Raw genomic sequence first — 22,685 nt, 5'->3', positions numbered from 1 at the left:
CTTAAAGTTGTAAAGTCGAAAATTGTAAAGTCAAAAAAAAGTCGAAGATCAAAACTAAAATAGTGTTTTACATTCTATTTTAAGACTTTCGACCTTCGACTTTAAGACTTTATGACTGATTTTAGTAAACGAAAATTGGTCTTTCGCTCATCATTTCATTTACTTCGTTTGCTACTTCTTCGATAACTGCTTCATTTGTATGATCAGCAAGTACTCTGTCGATAAGCGCTACGATAGTTTCCATATCTTCTTCAACTAAACCACGAGTTGTGATTGCAGCTGTTCCTACACGAATTCCAGACGTGATAAATGGTGATTTATCATCAAACGGAACCATATTTTTATTTACTGTAATTTCTGCTTTTACTAATGCATTTTCAGCTTCTTTACCAGAAACATTTTTGTTTCTTAAGTCAATAAGCATCATGTGGTTATCAGTTCCGCCAGAAATAATATTGTATCCTCTTTTTACAAAAGCATCTGCCATAGCATTTGCATTCTTTTGCAATTGCATAGCGTAAGTAAAGAATTCATCTTTAAGAGCTTCACCAAAAGCTACTGCTTTGGCAGCAATGATATGCATTAAAGGTCCACCTTGATTTCCAGGGAAAACTGCAAGATCTAATAAAGATGACATCATTCTGATTTCTCCTTTTGGAGTTTTTAATCCTTGTGGGTTTTCGAAATCTTTACCCATTAAAATCAAACCTCCACGTGGTCCACGTAAAGTTTTGTGTGTTGTAGTAGAAACAATATGGCAATGTGGAATCGGGTCATTCAATAATCCTTTTGCAATAAGTCCTGCAGGATGAGAAATATCCGCAAATAAAATTGCTCCAACGCTATCAGCGATTTGTCTGAAACGTGCAAAATCCATATCACGAGAATAAGCTGAAGCTCCTGCGATGATTAATTTTGGTTGCTCTTTAGTAGCAATTTCCTGAATTTTATCATAATCTAAACGACCAGTTTCAGCATCTACTCCGTAAAAAACAGGTTTGTATAAACGACCTGAAAAGTTTACAGGAGAACCGTGAGTTAAGTGACCTCCGTGAGATAAATCGAAACCTAAAATAGTATCACCAGGATTTAAACAAGCGTGATATACTGCTGTATTTGCCTGAGAACCTGAGTGAGGCTGTACGTTTGCGTATTCAGCACCAAATAATTCTTTTGCTCTGTCAATTGCAATTTGTTCAATAACGTCAACTACTTCACAACCGCCGTAGTATCTTTTGCCTGGATATCCTTCGGCATATTTATTAGTTAAAACAGAACCAGCTGCTTCCATTACTTCATCACTTACAAAATTCTCAGAAGCGATAAGTTCTAATCCATGAATCTGTCTGTCTTGTTCCTCTAGTATAAGGTCAAAAATTTGTTCGTCGCGTTGCATTTTTTCGTTTTTCGTTAATTTCCTGCAAAAATACAAAAAAACGTTTGTCATACTGTTAGATTATGATATATTTGACATACAATTTTTCAACAAATAATTAACATTCACATGCCAATAACCGCCAACGATACCAAAAGAAAATCATGGTTAGAAGTACCAGAACATAGTGACTTCCCTATTCAAAATATTCCTTTCGGTGTATTTCTTACCAAAGAAAATGTCGTTACTGTAGGAACAAGAATTGGCGATTATGCTATAGATTTAGGGGCTTTACAACAATTGAACTATTTTGAAGGAATAGATTTAACTGATGATATGTTCATGCAGGATACGCTAAATGATTTTATTTCTGATGGAAAAAAAACATGGCGTTTGGTTCGAAATCGTATCGCTGATATTTTCGACGAAACCAACTCACAGCTTAGAGATTCAACAAAAGATCGCGATATTGTTATTTTTAATATCGATGATATAGAAATGCAATTACCAGTTTTAATTGGTGATTATACTGATTTTTATTCTAGTAAGGAGCACGCAACGAACGTTGGAAAAATGTTCCGCGATCCTGAAAATGCCTTATTACCAAACTGGTTACACATTCCGGTTGGTTACCACGGAAGAAGTTCTACTATTGTTCCGTCCGGAATTCCGGTTCACAGACCAATGGGACAAACCTTGCCGGCTGGAGAAAAATATCCGGTTTTTGGTCCGTCTCGTTTAGTAGATTTTGAATTGGAAACTGCTTTTATTACAACTGATGTAAACATCATGGGAGAAAACATCCCAACGTATGAGGCCGAAGATTATATTTTCGGAATGGTTTTACTGAATGACTGGAGCGCGCGTGATATCCAGAAATGGGAATATGTGCCGCTTGGACCATTTTTAGCGAAAAACTTTGCTACATCAATTTCTCCGTGGATTGTGACTATGGATGCTTTAGAGCCTTTTAGAACTAAAGGTCCTAAACAAGATCCGTCGCCGCTTCCTTACTTACAAACTAAAGGAAAAAAAGCTTTTGATATTCATTTAGAAGTTTCAATACAGCCTGAAAATCAAGAAGAAACTATCGTTTCTAAATCGAATTTTAAATATCTATACTGGTCAATGGCACAGCAACTGGCGCATCATACTTCAAATGGATGTCGTATAAATTCTGGTGACATGATGGGTTCAGGTACTATTTCAGGTCCAACTCCGGATAGTTTTGGTTCGATGTTAGAATTGACTTGGGGAGGACAAAATCCTTTGAAATTAAAAGACGGAAGCGAACGTAAATTCATCGAAGATAATGATACTGTAATCATTAGAGGTTTCTGTGAAAGCAATGAAGTCAGAATTGGTTTTGGAGAAGTTTCCAGCCAATTATTACCTCCTTTTATCAGACCGTGAAGAGCAGATAAAGTATCTGAAGATTTATAAAATAGAAAACCTTGTTATTGCTAACAAGGTTTTTTTTATGTTTTAATCTAATAGCGTTTTTATTTTTTCACGCAGATTTTGCAGATTAAGCTGATTTATTCTGAGTTTTTGAGTTTAACAGATAATGCTTTGATATTGATATTGATATTGTTATTGATGTTATTTTGAATTGCCTCCTGCTTTAGCTGGAGGTATTTATAATGGAAGTAAAAAGGCTTTGGCCAAAATAAGAATTTAACTAAAGCCTTTTTATTGATTTTATTTTAACCTCCTAAAGCGAGAGGCAATTCAAGAAATTTTACTCTAAAACCACTTTTACCCAAACCAAACGATGATCCGAACTTGATTCACGTTTTTCAACCAATTCTGACATTGGTTCACCTTTGGCAGGCCAGAACACACCACTATTGATAACCGTAAAACCAAATTTGGAAGGCAATACATAATCAGCGCGCATTCTCCAAAAGGCAGTATGATTAATTCCAAAAGGATTTTGAGGACTATATTCAGCTCCGCCTTTACTGGCAGGTGTAGGCTCGCTATTAATTTTCGGATGATCAAGTAATGATTTTATACCTTCCGCGATGGCGTTTCCTTCAACCGACGAAGCATTTTGATCTCCCATTATAACAAATTGAGAATTTGCTGGCAAACCGCCTTTTATGCCTTTGTCATCATAAATATACGAAGCGGAATTGCCTGAAATATAATCCCTCCAGAATCGGATCTCATCATGATTTCTTTTGCCATTACGATCTTCGCTACCATCAAAAGAAGGAGGAGTAGGATGACTGGCTAAAATATGAATTGTTTTCTCACCGATCTTAACAGGAACGTCCCAGTGAGATTTGGAAGATAATGGAAATTGCTCCCACGCCTCTTTGCTATACCAATCTGACCCATCCTCCTTTTTGGCGAGTAATGCTCCCGGCATATCTTTCCATTTAAAATGTTGAAAAGTGCGAACAGCCTGAACATCAATAGGATATTTTGACAAAATCATCATCGCATATTGACCGGGATACATACCAAATCCCCATGCGTCACTTCCAAAATTTTCAGATTTTCCGTCATTGTTCAAATCGTAAGGACTTGGCTGACCGGTATTCACGGTTGAGTAATAATAGTAAGGATAATCAATGGCCGTTGCTCCGCCTTGACTGATTTTTAAATAATTTTTAATAAACGCCTTTACACCAAGTTTAGGTTTTTTAATGTAGTCAAACTCGTTTAGCAGAATAACATCTGGTCTTACGGTCTGAATAATCTGGGCGATATTTCTGATTTGAACATTATTTCCTGATTTAAGCTCATTAATCAATACCTGCTCCGAATTTCCCTTTGTTCCTCTTGGAAAATAATTTTCAGATTCCATACTTACATTGTAGGTAGCAAATGTAAGTTCGGTTATTTTTTGTGGATTAGACTGTGAGAAAAGAACTCCTGCACAAAGCATTGAGAGGGTAAAAAATATTTTATTCATATAAAAATTAAATCTGCATTTCTGCATTGTTGAATAGACGAATATAAGAAGGTTGTTCCGTACACTCGGCAAGCAGTATGTTAAGTATATGTCAATAAAAAAAGCTTTAGTCAAAATGCGAGTTTTGGCTAAAGCCCTTAATAGTGACTTTATTTTTCCTCCAGTTAAAACTGGAGGTTATTGAATAAATTTAAACTTAAAAACTTTGCGGGCTTCTCCCGAAACCTCGGGGTCGCTCAGCCTGACAAAAGTAAAAAAACTGTAAAATCCTTTTAATCTGTGGACAATTTAAGCCGGAATCTGCTGGCTTAAACAATGTAAAGTTCCAAATCCCCAAATAAAATCGATACAGTTAATTCCGATTACTTCTCTGTCTGGAAAGCATTCTGATAATATATTTAATGCAACTCTGTCATTGCTGTCATTAAAAGTTGGTACAAGAACACATTTATTCAAAATTAAGAAATTAGCATAACTTGCAGGTAATCTTAAATCTTCAAAATCAATACGTTTTGGCATTGGCAACGCTACGATTGTTGGCGATTTTCCGTCTTCTAATTTTGCGTTTTGCAAGCGTTTCAAATTGTCTTGTAACGGTTTGTAATTAGAATCATTTTTGTCAGTTTCAACAATTGTTACAATTGTATCTTCATTTACAAATCGGCATAAATCATCGATATGTCCGTGCGTGTCATCACCTTCAATTCCGTCTCCAAGCCAAATTACATTTGTAACTCCAAGATATTCTTTAAAAACTGCTTCGTAATCTTCTTTGGTAAAATTTTTATTTCGAACCTGAATTGTTGGGTGCATCAAACATTCTTCAGAAGTTAACAACGTTCCTTTTCCGTTTACATCAATTGCACCGCCTTCAACAATTACCGGTTTTCCTTTATACATAACTTGCGTTAAAGGAACATCAATAAAATCGGCAACTTTAGAAGGAACAAATTTATCTAACTGATAGTTTTTGTATTTCGCCCAACCGTTAAAATTGAAATTCAACGCTTCTCTTTTTGAACCATTTTTTACAATAATTGGTCCTGAATCACGCATCCAGCTTCGGTTTGTTTTATGAATAATAAACGAAACGTTTTTAATGTTTACACGGGCTCTTTCAAGCATTTCTGCTACTTTTTCTTTTAAGTTTTCATCGGCTACGACCAAAAAAACGGTTTCAAAAGTGGCTACTTTTTTTATAAATTCTACAAATGCCCATTGAACTGCCTCGTATTTTCCCGGCCAGTCGTTACCATTATGCGGAAAACACAATACAATTCCTTGTTGTTTTTCCCATTCTGCTGGAAATCTTCTATTATTTGTTGACATATAAAGGTTCTAAAATTTGAAAGAGCACAAAGATAAGCATTCGTAAGGATTATAAAATAGCTGAACTAAAATCATGTCAATTTAAGAGAATATATCTTATAAAAATTAAGTTAAAGATTAAATAATACACTCTTAATATACACTCCACATCCGCGAATTACTTTTGGCGAAACTAAAAACTAAAATAATATGAAAAAATTAAGTCTTTCATTATTGGCCTTAATTACAATTTTTGCAAGTTGTAATAATGATGAAAATTCTAACAACGAAGAACCGGAAGTTGTTGTAAACGAAAATCCTGCTACTTTTAAGGAAATTGGTTCTATAACTATTGGCGGAGAAGCAGCAGCAGAAATTTCAGCTTATGATGAAAAAACCAAAAGACTTTTTACCGTAAACAATAGCGGAACAAACCAAATTGATGTAATTGACATTTCTGACCCGACAAAACCAACAAAAATTGGTAAAATTGATTTAACTCCTTATGAAGGTGCATCTAATAGTGTTTCTATTTTTGATGGTAAATTGGCTGTTGCTTTAGAATCTACGGTTAACAAACAAGGAAACGGAAAAGTTGTTGTTTTTAATACTACAGATTACAGCTTAATCAAACAAGTTACTGTTGGCGCATTGCCTGATATGGTTACTTTTTCGCCAGACGGAAAATTTATTATGACAGCTAATGAAGGTGAACCAAGTACTGATTATTTACAAGATCCTAACGGAACAATTTCTATTATCGACGTAACTAACAATTATACAGTTACAACTTTAGATTTCAGTTCTTTTAGCGGTCAGGCCGAAACTTTGAAAAAAGACGGATTTAGAATTTCAAAAATTGCAAAAAGTTTTGCTCAGGATATTGAACCTGAATATGTAACTATCTCTGATGATTCTAAAATGGCTTGGGTTACTTTACAAGAAAATAATGGTGTTGCAAAAGTAGATTTAACTTCTAAAACTATTACAGCTATTTATCCTTTAGGTTTTAAAGATTATAATACTGCTGACAATGCTATTGATGTAAGCGATAAGGATGACAAGGTTGCTTTTAATCCGTGGAAAGTAAAAGGAATGTTTATGCCGGATGCTATTAGTCATTTTTCTGCTAACAATGTTCCTTATTTTGTTACTGCCAATGAAGGTGATACAAGAGAATATACGGCTTATACTGATTTTAAAAGAATGAAAGATATGACGTTAGATGCAACCGTTTTTCCTGATGCAGCTACTTTAAAATTAGAAACTAATTTAGGAAGACTTAATCTTGTTGCTGATATGGGAGATACTGACGGAGATGGAGATTTAGATGAATTGGTTAGTTTTGGAGCGCGTTCTTTTTCTATCTGGAATGGAAATACTGGAAAAATTGTTTATGACAGTAAAAATGATGCTGACAAAAAATCAAATGAATTAGGAACTTATGATGACAAACGAAGCGATGACAAAGGCTCTGAGCCAGAAGCTGTTGTTGTAGCTAAAATGGGAAATCAGAATATTTTATTTGTAGGTTTAGAAAGATCTGATGCTTTTATGACTTATGATGTTACAAATCCTGCATCGCCACAATATTTACAAACTGTAAAAACAGGTGACGCACCAGAAGGTGTATTATTTATTCCGGCTTCTAAAAGTCCAACGAAAAGAAGTTTACTTGTTGTAAGCAGCGAAGGCGACGGAACTATAAAAATCTATCAGCCAGATTTGAAATAATCAATTTTTATTAGAATACAGAAAAAGGGAGCAAATTTTTTATTTGCTCCCTTTCCTTTTTTACAAAATTTCATATTCCTGTATTGAATTCCCATGTAAAGGAGTTAAAATATGGAAATTATATAAAAATACGATATTATAATCGGAACAAATTCTCAATATCCTATTTTAAGTTTGCAAAAAAGTTCACTAAAAAACTTATAAATCAAATCAAACTTAATACTTAGATATCATGAAAAAGAAACTAGCTTCCGTATCGTTTTTAGTATTATCATTTGCAGCAGGTGCCCAAAATATGGCAACAACATTGGCTCAGCCTTCTGTTGAACCTGCCTATAACAAATGGTCAATTGAATTAAATGGTGGTGTAAACAACCCCATCAGAACCATGACTCCCGGTTATTCTACCGCAACACTTAATCCCTTTCACGCTGATTTAGGTGTAAGATATATGTTTAGTCCAACATTTGGTGTAAAATTCGATGTTGGTTATGATCAATTTCAAGAACGTGATGATACCCCGGAATTTGAAAGCAGATATGTGAGAGCAAGTTTGCAAGGTGTTATAAATATTAGCAGGGCTTTAAATTTTGAAACATGGACAAATACGATTGGTGTATTAGTTCATGGCGGTATAGGTGTTTCGCAATTAAGCGCTGACAATGGATTTGACGGAGAAGATTATATGGGACATGGCATTTTAGGCTTAACCGGACAAATTAAATTAAGCAATAGTATTGCCTTAACCGGAGATTTATCCGGAATTGTAAATGGAAGACAAAACTGGAATTTTGACGGAAAGAGCCAGGCAAGGACTGGTGCATTTGATGGAGGTTTATTAAATGCTTCGATTGGTTTAACATTTTACTTAGGTAAAAATGAAAAACATGCTGACTGGTATGCAGAGGAAAATGAAAGATTAGATAAATTAGAAAACAGGGTTGATCTTATTGAAAACGGTCTTTTGGATACTGATAAAGACGGTGTTGCTGATTTGTATGATTTAGAACCAAACAGTATTGCCGGAGTTGCAGTAAACACAAAAGGACAATCTATTGATAATAACCTAAATGGAGTTCCGGATGAATTAGAAAGCTACTTAGAAAAAACGTATGGTCAAAATGGCAAAGGCGTTACAAATAGTACTGTAGAAGAATTAATTAATGGAGGATATGTAAATGTTTATTTTGAATTTAATTCTTCAAAACCAACAAATGCTTCGCTTTCAGGGGTTGATTTCTTAGTTAAATATTTAAAAAACAATCCTGGTAAATCTGCAGATATTATTGGATATGCCGATGAAATTGGAAGTTCTAATTACAATACTGAATTATCAAGAAAAAGAGCTGAAGCTGTGAAAAAAGTAGCGGTAAATGCAGGAATTGATGCCTCTAGATTGAATGTAATTGCTAACGGTGAAGATGCTTCTGTGAATAAAAATTCTAAAGAAGCACGTCAAATCGTGAGAAGAGTAACTTTCCAGGTGAAATAAATTACTGTGATAATATAATAAAAAAGGCTGTTTCAAATATTTGAAGCAGCCTTTTTTAATTGTAAATCAACCGAAATTAGTCGATTGCTCTTTTTGTAATATCTCCAAAAGCATCAATTCTTCTGTCTCTGAAAAATGGCCAGTTTTGACGAACATTTTCCTGTAGATCTAAATCAACTTCTGCGATTAATATTTCTTCCTGATCGTGTGATGCCTGAGCTAAAATTTCTCCTTGTGGACCAGCAATAAATGACGCTCCCCAAAATTGAATTCCTTCAGTTCCTTCAATGTATTTTTCTAAACCAATTCGGTTTGCAGCCGCAACGAAAACTCCGTTTGCAACAGCGTGACCTTTCATAACATTCATCCAGGCTCCGTATTGATTTTCTCCGTATTGTTCTTTTTCTTTTGGATGCCAACCAATTGCGGTTGGATAAAACAACACTTCAGCACCTTTTAATGCTGTAATACGCGCTGCTTCCGGATACCATTGATCCCAACAAATAAGTGTTCCGATTTTTCCTTTTTTAGTTTCAATTGCCTGAAACCCTAAATCGCCCGGAGTGAAATAGAATTTTTCGTAGAAATGCGGATCGTCCGGAATGTGCATTTTACGGTATAAACCTGCTTCTGTACCATCTGTATCGATGATATAAGCACTGTTGTGGTAAATTCCTGCCATTCTTTTCTCGAAAAACGGAACGATGATTACTACTCCCAATTCTTTTGCTAATTCGCTAAAAGCAATAAATGAAGTGCTGTATAATGGTTCTGCTAATGCAAAATTATCTACATCTTCGCTTTGGCAAAAATAATGGCTGCTATATAATTCCGGTAGTAAGATAACTTCAGCGCCTTTGTTGGCAGCATCTTTTACCCAACTGATACATTTTTTAAGATTATTTTCGGCTACGTCGTTAAGATTTAACTGAACAACGGCTATTTTATATTTTCTTTTCGGCATGACATAAAATTTTAGAGTGCAAAAATAGTAATTTTTAGAGGAATGACAAAGTGGGTTATTACCTAACCTAAATATAAAAAAGAGCTAACTAAGCTCTTTTTTATAACTATTTTATTGAATCTCGTTTTGTTGAAAATATTCTAACAATAAAAACAATCTCATTCTCTACCAAATATAATATTTTAAAATCTCTAATAATAATTCTTCGATATTCGGGTTCAATTTCATCCTTTTGATATTGCTCACTAAAATGAATGTTTTTAGTAATTTTTAAAATATCATTCTTTATACTATTTGCTCCCTGCTGAGATTTCTCTTTGTAATAATAGTAAATTGTCTTTAACTGATCTTTGGCAACATTTGTCCAAACTATTTTTTTTTATGTTACTCATTTACCAATTCTCAGATTCTTTTTCTAAATCATCCTGTGAAGTGATTTCTCCCTTTTCAATTTCTAATTTTGCCTGAGCCAATTCAGCTTTATAAACACTTCTTGTAATTGGTTTTCCATCAACTGAAAAAGCAACTATTTCTTCCTCTTGATAACTCTCAATAACTGCTTTAACAACTTTTAAAAGTCGTTCATCTGCAGTATTTATATATTGCAAAACACTATCTCTTAACTCTAAAGCTCCCATATTAATATTCTTTTATTCCTTCAAAGGTAGTTATTTTCGATCTTATTTTAAAAAGCCTGTTGACAAAACAATTTTGTATTAAACTCATAAACAGAAAACAAGTGACTTAATAAAAATGATAATTTCTGCTTTAAAAAAAACATCAACCTTGCGATTGATGTTTTGATTATTTTTTATAATGCTTTCTCTTTCTTTTTGAAGATCAGTTTAAATAGGTTTACAAATCCTAAAACAATAAATCCTAATGCTAAACCTATTACAAATTCTTTTAGAATTGTAGGGATTGGGATTTTAGGTACTAAATGATGAAAAAATGGAATGTAATGTACAAAAATACCTCCGGCAACTAATAGCAACGCGATTGTACCAATTACAGTTAAACTTTTAATAACCAGCGGAAGCGCTTTTACTAGTATATTACCAATAAATTTTGATATACTTTTTTCTCTTTTGCTAAATTTAATAAGCTTATAACCTGCTTCGTCCATTCGAACGATAAGAGCTACAATACCGTAAACACCAACAGTTGCAATTACGGCAATTATAGAAGTTACTATTATTTGTTGTGTAATAGGTTGTCCAATTACGGTTCCGAGAGCTATAATTACAATTTCTACAGATAATATGAAATCAGTTACAATCGCAGATTTTATTTTGCCTTTTTCGGCTTCTAAAATTTGTTCTTCTGTAAATTCTTCTGTTGTTATACCTTCTGATTCTTCGTGTTCGTGAGGAAATATAAATTCGTAGATTTTTTCGGCTCCTTCATAAGCCAGAAAAAGTCCTCCGAGTACTAAAATTACAATGATTGCAACAGGCAAAAATGCACTTAATAAAAATGCAATGGGCAAAATAATGATTTTGTTAAGAAGCGAACCTTTACTGATGGCCCACAATACCGGAAGTTCTCTTGATGAAGCAAATCCTGAAGCTTTTTCGGCATTTACGGCAAGATCATCACCTAAAATACCCGCAGTTTTTTTTGCTGCAACTTTGCTCATTACTGCAACATCATCCATAATTGCTGCGATATCATCTAATAGTACGAAAAAACCTGATGCCATTTTGTTTTAATTTTCTGCGAATTTAATACTTTTTTATTTAATTAATTCCTACAAATTAATGACTGCACTGACCTAAAAGTACCCAAATAATAATAAAAACAAAAATTGTCCCGAAGCATCCGCCTCCTAATTTTTTTGCACCGTAGCCTGCCAATAATCCTCTAAATAAATTGTTCATATTATATTAGTTTTAGTTCGTTAAATTTTAATGTAAAGATGAGAACTTAGCTAAGATTTCTTTTATAATACTTTTCAAAAATGTTTCATTATTCACGGATAATACTCTTATAAACAAAAAAACACCAGACTTTCGACTGGTGTTTTTATAAATATTTAACATGTAAAAATTATTCTACAGGTTGCGTTTGATTTCTAAAAACCAATTTTCCATCAAAGGCATCAATCAAAATAATACTGTCAGTAGTGATTTTTCCTGCCAGAATTTCTTTTGATAACTGATTTAAAACTTCTCTTTGAATAACACGTTTCACAGGTCTTGCACCAAATTGCGGATCGAAACCTTTGTCTGAAAGATATTTAATTCCTTCAGGCGTCGCATCCATTGTAATGCCTTGTAAAGCCAGCATTTTGGTAACGCTCTTAAGCTGTAAACTCACAATTCTAGAAATATTATCGATCGTCAATGGTGTAAACATTACAATTTCGTCGATACGGTTTATAAATTCCGGACGAACAGTTTGTTTCAATAATCCTAAAACTTCAATTTTTGCAGCTTCTGTAGCGGCTTCAATTCCGCCTTTTAGGTTTTCAAATTTCTCCTGAATAATCTGACTTCCCATATTGGATGTCATGATAATAATCGTGTTTTTGAAATCAGCCAAACGACCCTTGTTATCTGTTAATCGACCTTCATCTAAAACCTGTAACAAAATGTTGAATGTATCCGGATGTGCTTTCTCAATTTCGTCTAACAAAATCACAGAATACGGTTTACGGCGCACGGCTTCAGTTAATTGACCACCTTCGTCATAACCTACATATCCCGGAGGCGCGCCCACTAAACGGCTCACACTATGGCGTTCCTGATACTCACTCATGTCGATTCTCGTCATCGCATTTTCGTCATCAAAAAGATATTCTGCCAAAGCTTTTGCCAGTTCGGTTTTACCAACTCCTGTAGTTCCTAAAAACAAGAAAGTTCCAACCGGTTTTTTCATATCCTGCAAACCTGCTCTGCTTCTTCTTACAGCATCACTTACTGCTTCAATTGCTTCTTCCTGTCCTACAACTCTTCGGTGTAATTCTTCTTCAAGATGCAAAAGTTTTTCTCTTTCAGTCTGAAGCATTTTCATCACCGGAATTCCAGTCCATTTTGCTACAACTTCAGCAATATCTTCACGGGTTACTTCTTCTTTAATTAAAGAATGTCCGGATTGATATTCTTGCAATTGTTTCAATAAAACATCAAGGCGTTCTTGTGCTTCTTTGATTTTTCCGTAACGAATTTCGGCTACTTTTCCGTAATCGCCATCACGTTCTGCACGTTCTGCTTCGTATTTAAAATCTTCAATTTCTAATTTTACAGCCTGAATTCCGTCAACAACGTCTTTTTCAGATTTCCATTTTACGTAGATTTCATTGCGTTCTTCTTTCAGGTTCGCCAAATCCATGTGTAAAATTTTCAGTTTACTTTCTTCTTTCTCACGTTTAATGGCTTCAATTTCAATTTCCAGCTGCATGATTTTACGATCTAAAACATCCAGTTCTTCTGGTTTCGAATTGATTTCCATACGAAGTTTTGAAGCCGCTTCATCCATTAAATCGATGGCTTTGTCCGGTAAAAAACGATTCGTAATATAACGTTGCGAAAGTTCTACTGCCGCAATAATTGCTTCATCTTTAATTTGAACTTTATGATGTGTTTCGTATTTTTCTTTGATTCCACGTAAAATCGAAATTGCACTTTCAGTATCCGGTTCATCGATTAAAATCTTTTGAAAACGTCTTTCAAGCGCTTTATCTTTTTCAAAATATTTTTGATATTCGTCTAAAGTTGTTGCTCCAATTGCTCTTAATTCTCCACGTGCCAAAGCAGGTTTTAAGATATTGGCGGCATCCATTGCACCTTCTCCTCCACCCGCGCCTACCAGCGTATGAATTTCATCAATAAACAAAACAATATCGCCTTCTGCAGCTGTAACTTCTTTTACAACTGATTTTAAACGTTCTTCGAATTCACCTTTGTATTTTGCACCGGCAATCAGCGCTCCCATATCAAGCGAATAAACGATTTTATCTTTAAGGTTTTCAGGTACGTCTCCATCAACAATTCTGTGTGCCAAACCTTCGGCAATAGCGGTTTTACCAACTCCTGGTTCTCCAACCAACATTGGGTTATTTTTTGTTCTGCGGGTTAAAATCTGCAATACACGACGGATTTCTTCATCACGTCCAATAACAGGATCCAGTTTTCCCGTACGCGCTAATTCGTTAAGATTTTTAGCGTATTTGTTTAATGAATTATACGTTTCTTCAGCTGAAGCAGAAGTTACTCTTTCGCCTTTTCGAAGTTCTTCGATCGTTGCTTTTAAAGCTTTTCCGGTAACGCCCTGATCTTTCAAGATTTGGGCAACTTTACTTTTAGAATCAAAAATTGCAAGAATTAAATGTTCGATCGAAACATATTCGTCGTTCATTTTTTGCGCAATGATTTCAGCTTCATTCAATGCTTTGTTTGCATCTCTTGAAAGCACAATATCGCCTCCTGTAACTTTTGGAAAACTTTGAATTGTTGAATCTAAAATTTGTAAAAACAATGGGACATTTACGTTGAGTTTTTTCAAAATAAAAGGCGCTACATTTTCATCAACTTCAAAAATAGCTTTAAAAATGTGTTCATTTTCTATTTGTTGTTGTCCGTATCGTTGCGCCAACTGCTGTGATAGCTGAATGGCTTCCTGAGATTTAGTTGTAAATTTATTTATGTTCATTTTTTTATATGATTTAGGTTTTCTTTTTTCAGTTTGATAATCGATACCATTAAAATTAGATTTTATTGCATTACCTTTTTAACTTTAAATGATATAACTTTGCTGCAATATTCAAATTATATTCCATAATAAAATTACAGACAAAATGTCGTTTTTTGTAGCTTTTTAGCTAATTATTAACGCCAAAAAGTCATAAATCAAGTCAAATATGAGTTTTTTAAATTCAATCTTCGGAAGTTCAGAGAATACAGATTCTCCTAAAAGTAATGTAAACTGGACTGAATTAACAGATGTATTACAATTGCAGGAAATAGAAGCAATTTCGAATGAAAAACCTGTTGTAATATTCAAACATAGCACCAGATGCAGTATTAGCAAAATGGCCTTAAAGCAATTTGAACGTGAATACGATTTGAATGATACGGTTGATGCGTATTTTTTAGATTTAATTGCGCACAGAGATATTTCAAATGAAATTGCAAGCAGATTTAATGTTTATCATGAATCGCCTCAGCTTATTTTAATCAAAAACGGAAAAGCAGTTTATGATGTTTCGCACAGCGATATTGATGCTAAAGCATTGAAAAGTAAAGTGCAGTAATTTCTAAAAATGATTAAATGGATGTTCAGACAATTTATCAAAAAACAATAATTTTTGCAGCTTCAAAACATTTAGAAATCAATCAGACCATCACAGATTCTGATCTTCCGTATGTTATTCATTTGAGTAATGTTGCCATGGAAATTTTAATTGCATCGCATAATACAGAAGGATTTGATTTGAATTTTGCAACTCAAATTGCTTTGTTGCATGATACTTTAGAAGATACTAATACAACATTTGAAGAATTAAAACTTGAATTTGGAATTGAAATCGCCGAAGGAGTTTCTGCTCTGACTAAAAATGACAATTTGCCAAAAGAAGAAAGAATGCTTGATAGTCTGGACAGAATTTCTAAACAGAAAAAAGAAATTTGGGCTGTGAAATTAGCAGATCGAATTACAAATCTTCAAAAACCTCCAAAAAGCTGGGATAATCTTAAGAGAATAAAATACAGAGAAGAAGCCAAAATTATCTTAGAAAAATTAAACGGCAGTAATCAATATTTGGAAAATCGTTTACGCTCAAAAATAGAAGAATACGAACAATATCTTGATTAAAAAATCTGGAAGACAATAAAAAACGCTGAAGTTAAACTTTCAGCGTTTTTTTATAATGTACGATTTAAAAACTTCCTTCAGATCCGCCGCCGCTAAAACCGCCACCTCCAAACTCCATTGGTGAATCTGTTTTTACTTCCGGTTTCATACCAAAAGTTGAAGCAACAATTAAAGCTTCTGCGTTTAAAAGTGAATTTGAAGTATTGATTCTGTCTGGTTTAAATGTCAATCCAACTTCATTATCTTTTAATTTTCTTATTGAGAAATACGCTACTGCGAATAAAACTAATCCGCCAACTGTTAATGCTATTTCTACTGGTAAAACCGAATAATAAAATCGAATGGTAAAAATAGAGAATGCAATAGCTAAAAAGCTTAACCAAAGCATAATCCTGTCTTTGGTTCTTAAAGCCTGTACTAAATAAACAGCCGGAACAATAAATGTAAAAGCATAAAAGAAAAATGCAAACGGAATATCGGTTCCTGGAAGAACTTCATTTCCTAAAAGCAATACAGAAAGCTCTCTTACAACAAGATAATTACAGGAAAGGTAAAACAGAATCAAACAAAAACTATTTGCCCACAAAAGACCTTTATAGTAATAACTCTGAGTAAGATTATTGATTAATTTTTTAGTAAAAAAGTAAAAACCTGCTGCAAATAACATGGCTACAAATGGCAATATCGCTTTTCCGATGTCGCCAAACTCAAACATTCCGTAAAATAAAAATGCCGAAACTGAAATACAGAAAATAAGCATTGATAATAAATGCAAATATCTTTTATAAGCTATAAACGAAGCTATTGCGACAAAAAAAGCAATTACAATTTCATAGCCTTCGGTCGTTATTCCAATAGCGAATCCTACGTTTAGAATAGCTCCTAAAATAAAAGCATCATCTAAACCATGTTCGTAATAATTTTGCTTTGTCAAAAACTCTGCACCCGCAAAACCAATTATCGCGAAAATAAAGCAGCAAATTTCAAAAAAAATCCTTTCTGAACTTAATCCCACTAATGAAATTACGGAACAAATTGACGAGTATAAAAATGATCCTAATAAAAAGAATCCTAATCGCACCAAAATATTACTTTGCCTTTTAAAAGCAGGTAATTGTTTTTTGATTAAGTCTTTTTGTTCTTTGCTGATAAAACCTCCCGAATGTAACGAATTTGCTTCTTCGACAAGACTTAAATTATCTAATAAATTTTTATCGTATACTATCATGCCGCGATTTCTTTATTGAAGTTTTTAATCAGTTTAATAAAAAGTATTATTGAGCCAATGAAATAGGCCGGTAAAAGCAGCACAAATAACATCCAGATATCAGAAAAATCAATATTGGATAAAATTCTAAATAAAAAAATATTCACCCCAATATAAGCGTAAATAATCATAAAGACATACAACGAAATTGCTTTATATTCATGGCTAACTTTGTAGAAATAATAAGAAGACGCAGCTAAAACCACCGCAAAAAGTAACCAAACGATATCTTCAAAATAATTGATTAAACTACTAATTGTTGCAATGCTTATAATATGCAAAGCAAAGGTTAGATATAGTATATTAAAATGTGTTTTTAATTGTATTCTTGAACTATAAATTGTCCAAACAATAAGTAAAACACTCAACATTATTGCTGAATAGCTTAAAGTTTGATCTTCGTAAAAATTGGTATTATTTAATAAATCCTGCGGCGTTACCGAAAGCCCAACGTATGCTGCTAAACCTGTAATTGCAATTGCTAGCACACTTTTATTATCAAAATAATATGCGCAAAAGAAACTTACGATTGTGGGTATTAAAGTAGCTAATCCGTAATGTGTTCCGAAAGGTTTGTATTGAAATTGTAAATATCCTATAAAAATACAAGTGAGAATATTAGCCGCCAAAACGAGATATTCTAAAACAGGATTTTCAAAAACAGCTTCTGATTTCTGAAAACCTTTTGAGTTTTTAAAACAAAAATAAAAACAAACTGCAATGACAATTAATAGTAATGAAAGAATTGCGATATGACCAATGCTATCAATGTTTTTATAAATTAAAACTCCTATTCCTGAGGTAAATAATAAAACAGATAAATAGAGAAACAGCTTTAGTTCTGCATTTAGTGAGAAAATATTCAAATTGCGATAAGAGCTGATTTCCTGATATTGATTTTCGGTAATTAGGTTTTTATCCAAAAGTGCTTTAGTAGCCTGAACATCAAATTTATTCATACTTTAGGTTTATAAATGTGCAAATCAAAAATAGTCTTTTTTTGTTTTGGATAAACTTTACCGGTAAAAATAAACTTACTAAACAGCTATCATAATTCATTTTTATTTATGATTACTTATAATATTTTGATAAAATAATTGTTTGTAAACTTTAATAAATTAAATTCGTGTAATCGATTACATTAAACTATCTAAACAAAAACCACAAACTGACTTATCAAATGAAAAAAAATCTCTTTCTACTCTTTTTTGTATTGAGTATATCCAATCTTTTTGCACAGAATTATTACATGGCTGCTCCGGAAGGATTTGGTGCTGCAACAACTGGTGGAGGAACTGTAACTCCTGTTACGGTAACTTCTTATGATGATTTACTGGCAAAAATTAAAAGCAGTTCTCCAGAAGTAATTTTAGTATCCGGAACAATTACAATTCCTAGTGGTAAACCTATACAACAAATTGTTTCAAACAAGTCTATTATTGGGTTATCGGGCGCAAAACTTGTAAACGAAAACCAATCAAATCCGGGAGCCGGAATTTTATATCTAAAAACGGGTTCTAATAATGTAATTATAAGAAACCTTATTTTTGTTGGGCCAGGTGCTTATGATATTGATGGTCAGGATAATTTAACGGCTGATTGTACGAATCTTTGGGTTGATCACTGCGAATTTCAGGATGGTCAGGACGGAAATTATGATAATAAAGGAAAAACAGATAACGTTACTATTTCCTGGTGCAAATTTACGTATCTAAAAGAGCCAAAATCAGGCGGTTCAGGCGGAGCTGCAGATCATCGATTTAGTGATTTAATTGGTTCTGGCAAAAATGATTTTCCTGTTGACGGACATTATAGTATAACATTTAAAAATTGTTATTGGGCAGATGGCTGTAAACAAAGAATGCCACGTGCGAGAAACGCAGAAATTCATATTTTAAACTGTTATTATAACACGTCAGAATCTGGTTCTTTGGCTATTGGTTTAGGCGGAGGAGCAAAAAATGCAACTTGTTATGTTGAAGGTACTGATTTTGCAAAAATTGATAAAGTATTTAAAGAATATATTGACACTGATGGAGGAACTGTTGGCATTGCATTCGATCATTGTCGTAAAGGTCCGGCAGATTTTGGTACAACAGTAAGTAAACCTAATTACAGTTATACAACTATTCCTCTTAATAAAGTGGAAGAATTTGTAGCGAATAAATCATGTGGTGCGGGAGCAACACTTCAGGTTACTTCTACTGGTATTATATCTTCGGGTTGCAGTAATAAAAGCTAATTGCAAATTCAAATTGCATAAAAAAACCGATTTGTATTTCGATACAAATCGGTTTTTTATTTAATGAAAATGTTTTTATAAAGCGGCTTTCATTTTATCTTTAATCGCAGCTAAACATAAATTATTGATACTGCCTTCGTGCGTATGTTTTGTTTCTTTTGGAGATTGATACGTTCCGGCTTCTAATTGTTCTGCAACGGCTTTGTATGCGTCTCTAAATGGCATTCCGGCAACAACCATTTCGTTTAAAGTATCTACGGTAAACAAATAATCGTATTTTTTATCTTTTAAAATATTTTCTTTTACAGTAATATCTTTTACGGAGAAAATGGCAATATCTAAACACGATTTTAAGGTTTGAATTGCTGGAAACAATCCTTCTTTTAAAAGTTGTAAATCTCTGTGATACCCGCTTGGTAAATTATTTGTAATTAAAGTAATTTCATAAGGAAGCGCCTGAATTTTATTGCATTTTCCTCTGATTAATTCGAAAACATCCGGATTTTTTTTATGAGGCATAATACTTGAACCTGTTGTAAGATGTGCCGGCAAACCAATAAAATCAAAGTTCTGGCTCATGTACAAACAAACGTCCATTGCAAATTTTGATAATGTTGCCGCAACGCTGCTCATGGCAAAAGCAACTGTTTTCTCAGCTTTTCCACGACTCATTTGTGCAGCAACAGCATTGTATTTTAAGGTTTCAAAACCTAATTCCTGCGTTGTAAATGTTCTGTTGATTGGAAACGAACTTCCGTAACCTGCAGCAGACCCTAACGGATTTTGATCTACAATTTTTGAAGCTGCGTTCAACATGGTAATGTCATCAATTAAACTTTCAGCATAAGCCGAAAACCACATTCCGAATGACGATGGCATCGCGATTTGTAAATGTGTATATCCTGGCAATAATACATTTTGATGTTTTTCTGCTGATTCCATTAACAAATCAAACAAGGTTTTTACTTGTTCTTTTATTGCTTTTAATTCGTCTTTTAAATACAAATGAACGTCTACTAAAACCTGATCGTTACGGGAACGGGCGGTGTGGATTTTCTTTCCTGCATCGCCAAGTTTTACTGTTAGAAGATATTCGATTTTAGAATGCACGTCTTCAAAGCTGTCTTCGATTTCGAAATTTCCAATTACAATATCAGCGATGATTTCGTTTAATGCCTCTACTAAAGAGGTTGTTTCTTCAGTAGTTAAAAGACCAATTTGACCCAACATTTTAGCATGAGCGATTGATCCTAAAGCATCGTATTTTGCTAAAACTAAATCCAGTTCACGATCGTTTCCAACGGTGAATTGTTCGATTTGTTTATCTGTTGGTATTCCTTTTTCCCAAAGTTTCATAGGTTATGTTTTTTTTTCGCCACGAATTCACGAATTATTTTTGATAATCTTTGAATATATAAATTCGTGAATTCGTGGCGGTTTTTCTTTTCTTATAATTTAAAGAAATCGGTTAGTATTTTGATATACAAATCGACTCCTTCTTCAATTTCATTTACAAAAATAAATTCGTCTGCTGAATGTGACCGCAACGTTTCTCCTGGTCCAAGTTTTAAAGACTGACAACTCAAAACAGATTGATCTGAAAGTGTTGGCGAACCATAAGTTGTTCTTCCTAAAGCGATTCCGGCCTGAACTAAACCGTGTGCAATTGGAATAGAAGATGCATTTAAATGCATTGATCTTGGTGAAACTTCGGCATCTACATTTGCTTTTACAACTTCAAGAATTTCAGTATTTGAGTAACGATCTGTTACGCGAATATCTACAACCAAATCACATTCTGACGGCACAACATTATGTTGTTTCCCTGCGCTGATTTGCGTTACGGTCATTTTTACAGGACCTAAAACGTCTGAGATTTTGTCGAATTTATAGTTTTTAAACCATTCCATTACCGGAATTGATTTGTATAATGAATTATCGTCATTTTGATGTGCAGCATGGCTTGCAGTTCCTTTTACTTTTACGTCAAGGACTAATAAACCTTTTTCTGCAACTGCTAATTGCATTAAAGTTGGTTCGCCCACAATAGCACAATCTAATTCTGGTAAATGCTGTAAAACACTGTTTAAACCATTTTTTCCGCTGCTTTCTTCTTCGGCAGAAGCTACAATTACAATATTGTGTGACAGATTTTGATTTTCGTAAAAATGTACAAACGTTGCTAATAATGAAACGAGACAACCGCCTGCGTCATTACTTCCTAATCCGAATAATTTCCCGTCTTTTTCAATTGCTTTAAAAGGATCGTTGGTGTAAGCCTGATTGGGTCTTACGGTATCGTGATGTGAATTAAGTAAAAGTGTTGGTTTATTTTCGTCGAAATACTTGTTGAAAGCCCACACATTATTGTTTTCTCTTTTGAAAGGAATCTCGTTTTGATTGAACCAATTTTCGATTAAAAGTGCCGTTTGATCTTCTTCACTTGAAAATGAAGGTGTTTCGATTAGGCTTTTTAATAAACTAATTGCTTCCTGGGTAAGCGTTGCAATATTTTTCATAGGTGTGTAGGTTCTTTGCCACGATCCCGATAACTATCGGGACGAAGTCACAAAGTTTTTAATTAATCTGTGACAATTTTAATTTGCGCAAATTTCTTAAATTAATATTTAACTAACTTACGTAGTTGTATTTTTTTGCCACGAATTACTCGAATTTTCTCTAATTTTTTTATTTTGATTAATTATAATTCGTGAAATTCGTGGCGACCATTTTTATAATGTAATCGTTGTATGCAGAATATCAGGATTCTGAAGCATTTTATGATGCCCAATTTTGATTTTCTGAACGCCTCTTGATAAACTGTTGAAGCAATTATCTAGTTTTGGGATCATTCCGGAATGGATTACTTTTTCTTCTTTTAGTTTATTGTATAATGTTTCGTTTATTGCTGTTATTACAGATGAATCGTCTTCTGAATCTTGCAAAACTCCTTGTTTTTCAAAACAATATGTTAGCGTAACATCAAAAACCTCCGATAATGCAATTGATAATTCACTCGCAATTGTGTCAGCATTTGTGTTTAATAATTGTCCGTTTTTGTCGTGTGTAATGGCACAGAAAACGGGAACAATTCCTGTTTCTAATAAAGTTGCCAATAATTTGGTATTTACCTGTTTTACATCACCTACAAAGCCATAATCAATTGTTGGATGATTTCTTTTTACGGACTGAATTAAATTTCCGTCAGCTCCAGAAAAACCAATTGCATTATTGTCTTTGGCCTGCAATTGTGCTACAATATGTTTGTTGATTTGTCCGGCGTAAATCATTACTACAACATCAAGCATTGGAGCATCTGTAATTCGGCGTCCGTCTATCATTTGCGGAACTAAACCAATACTCTGCGCCATTTTTGTAGCTGATTTTCCACCACCGTGAACTAAAACTTTATGTCCTTCGATTTTAGAAAAATCAGTTAAGAATTGTTCTAATTCTTCTGGATTGTCGATGATGTTTCCACCTATTTTTATTACGGTAACTTCCATGAGGTTCTAAGTTGCTAAGGTTCTAAGGGACTAAGGTTTTTTACTCATAGTTTCTTA

Annotated in this window: 19 protein-coding genes; 6 read left to right on the top strand and 13 right to left on the bottom strand. The window is 33.7% G+C overall.

Features of this window, described 5'->3' with window-relative positions; translation table 11 throughout:
* Positions 1 to 121: 121 nt before the first annotated feature.
* Positions 122 to 1,396, bottom strand: coding sequence for a serine hydroxymethyltransferase (gene glyA / locus GKZ86_RS04005; RefSeq protein ID WP_154782435.1), 1,275 nt, complete (start codon positions 1,394 to 1,396; stop codon positions 122 to 124).
* Positions 1,397 to 1,504: 108 nt separating this feature from the next.
* Between glyA and fahA the strand changes: the two genes are divergently transcribed.
* The gene (gene fahA / locus GKZ86_RS04000) at positions 1,505 to 2,788 is read left to right on the top strand and encodes a fumarylacetoacetase (RefSeq protein WP_154781822.1); all 1,284 of its coding nucleotides are present in this window, start codon (positions 1,505 to 1,507) and stop codon (positions 2,786 to 2,788) included.
* Positions 2,789 to 3,116: 328 nt separating this feature from the next.
* Here fahA and GKZ86_RS03995 read toward each other — a convergent pair whose 3' ends face one another.
* Both GKZ86_RS03995 and GKZ86_RS03990 read right to left on the bottom strand, forming a co-directional pair.
* A complete protein-coding gene (locus GKZ86_RS03995; protein ID WP_154781821.1) occupies positions 3,117 to 4,301 on the bottom strand; it encodes an endonuclease/exonuclease/phosphatase family protein in 1,185 nt (394 codons plus the stop codon).
* A gap of 288 nt (positions 4,302 to 4,589) precedes the next feature.
* The gene (locus GKZ86_RS03990; protein ID WP_154781820.1) at positions 4,590 to 5,630 is read right to left on the bottom strand and encodes an agmatine/peptidylarginine deiminase; all 1,041 of its coding nucleotides are present in this window, start codon (positions 5,628 to 5,630) and stop codon (positions 4,590 to 4,592) included.
* 189 nt (positions 5,631 to 5,819) lie between these two features.
* On the opposite strand from GKZ86_RS03990, the gene GKZ86_RS03985 reads away from it, so the two are divergent.
* Positions 5,820 to 7,343, top strand: a complete 1,524-nt coding sequence (locus GKZ86_RS03985) for a choice-of-anchor I family protein (RefSeq protein WP_154781819.1) — start codon at positions 5,820 to 5,822, stop codon at positions 7,341 to 7,343.
* 232 nt (positions 7,344 to 7,575) lie between these two features.
* Entirely contained in the window at positions 7,576 to 8,835 is a 1,260-nt protein-coding gene (locus GKZ86_RS03980; protein ID WP_154781818.1) for an OmpA family protein, read from the top strand.
* A 76-nt stretch (positions 8,836 to 8,911) separates the two neighbouring features.
* Here the strand turns inward: GKZ86_RS03980 and GKZ86_RS03975 are convergent, their stop codons facing one another.
* The 5 genes from GKZ86_RS03975 to clpB all read right to left on the bottom strand — a co-directional run bounded on the left by GKZ86_RS03975 (position 8,912) and on the right by clpB (position 14,452).
* Positions 8,912 to 9,799, bottom strand: a complete 888-nt coding sequence (locus GKZ86_RS03975; RefSeq protein ID WP_059117304.1) for a carbon-nitrogen hydrolase — start codon at positions 9,797 to 9,799, stop codon at positions 8,912 to 8,914.
* Between the two features lie 106 nt (positions 9,800 to 9,905).
* A complete protein-coding gene (locus tag GKZ86_RS25595; protein WP_194632463.1) occupies positions 9,906 to 10,172 on the bottom strand; it encodes a type II toxin-antitoxin system RelE/ParE family toxin in 267 nt (88 codons plus the stop codon).
* A 19-nt stretch (positions 10,173 to 10,191) separates the two neighbouring features.
* Positions 10,192 to 10,437, bottom strand: a complete 246-nt coding sequence (locus tag GKZ86_RS03965) for a hypothetical protein (RefSeq protein ID WP_154781817.1) — start codon at positions 10,435 to 10,437, stop codon at positions 10,192 to 10,194.
* A 173-nt stretch (positions 10,438 to 10,610) separates the two neighbouring features.
* A complete protein-coding gene (locus tag GKZ86_RS03960) occupies positions 10,611 to 11,501 on the bottom strand; it encodes a DUF808 domain-containing protein (protein WP_154781816.1) in 891 nt (296 codons plus the stop codon).
* 347 nt (positions 11,502 to 11,848) lie between these two features.
* Entirely contained in the window at positions 11,849 to 14,452 is a 2,604-nt protein-coding gene (gene clpB, locus GKZ86_RS03955) for an ATP-dependent chaperone ClpB (protein ID WP_154781815.1), read from the bottom strand.
* 208 nt (positions 14,453 to 14,660) lie between these two features.
* On the opposite strand from clpB, the gene ytxJ reads away from it, so the two are divergent.
* Positions 14,661 to 15,053: a bacillithiol system redox-active protein YtxJ gene (ytxJ, locus tag GKZ86_RS03950; RefSeq protein WP_154781814.1), complete on the top strand. Its 393-nt coding sequence runs from the start codon at positions 14,661 to 14,663 to the stop codon at positions 15,051 to 15,053.
* Positions 15,054 to 15,070: 17 nt separating this feature from the next.
* Entirely contained in the window at positions 15,071 to 15,613 is a 543-nt protein-coding gene (locus GKZ86_RS03945; protein ID WP_154781813.1) for an HD domain-containing protein, read from the top strand.
* Positions 15,614 to 15,677: 64 nt separating this feature from the next.
* Here the strand turns inward: GKZ86_RS03945 and GKZ86_RS03940 are convergent, their stop codons facing one another.
* The gene (locus GKZ86_RS03940; RefSeq protein ID WP_154781812.1) at positions 15,678 to 16,841 is read right to left on the bottom strand and encodes a hypothetical protein; all 1,164 of its coding nucleotides are present in this window, start codon (positions 16,839 to 16,841) and stop codon (positions 15,678 to 15,680) included.
* Complete coding sequence (locus GKZ86_RS03935) at positions 16,838 to 17,839, bottom strand: DUF2157 domain-containing protein (RefSeq protein WP_154781811.1); 1,002 nt, start codon at positions 17,837 to 17,839, stop codon at positions 16,838 to 16,840. The genes GKZ86_RS03940 and GKZ86_RS03935 overlap by 4 nt, the downstream gene beginning before the upstream one ends.
* A 221-nt stretch (positions 17,840 to 18,060) precedes the next feature.
* On the opposite strand from GKZ86_RS03935, the gene GKZ86_RS03930 reads away from it, so the two are divergent.
* A complete protein-coding gene (locus GKZ86_RS03930; RefSeq protein ID WP_154781810.1) occupies positions 18,061 to 19,122 on the top strand; it encodes a polysaccharide lyase family 1 protein in 1,062 nt (353 codons plus the stop codon).
* Positions 19,123 to 19,197: 75 nt separating this feature from the next.
* Here GKZ86_RS03930 and argH read toward each other — a convergent pair whose 3' ends face one another.
* The 3 genes from argH to argB form a co-directional block, all read right to left on the bottom strand.
* Positions 19,198 to 20,478 carry an argininosuccinate lyase gene (gene argH / locus GKZ86_RS03925; protein ID WP_154781809.1) on the bottom strand — a complete coding sequence of 427 codons (1,281 nt, stop codon included), beginning with the start codon at positions 20,476 to 20,478 and terminating at the stop codon, positions 19,198 to 19,200.
* 92 nt (positions 20,479 to 20,570) lie between these two features.
* Entirely contained in the window at positions 20,571 to 21,641 is a 1,071-nt protein-coding gene (locus GKZ86_RS03920; protein WP_154781808.1) for a M20 family metallo-hydrolase, read from the bottom strand.
* A 213-nt stretch (positions 21,642 to 21,854) separates the two neighbouring features.
* Positions 21,855 to 22,628 (bottom strand): acetylglutamate kinase, encoded by a 774-nt coding sequence (gene argB / locus GKZ86_RS03915; RefSeq protein ID WP_154781807.1) that lies wholly within the window; start codon positions 22,626 to 22,628, stop codon positions 21,855 to 21,857.
* Positions 22,629 to 22,685: the final 57 nt, after the last annotated feature.

Origin of the sequence: Flavobacterium sp. LC2016-13, assembly GCF_009707955.1 — a bacterium.
Lineage (GTDB): Bacteria > Bacteroidota > Bacteroidia > Flavobacteriales > Flavobacteriaceae > Flavobacterium.
Note: the sequence above shows the minus strand (reverse complement) of the source record. Positions and strands in the feature narration are given on the sequence as shown.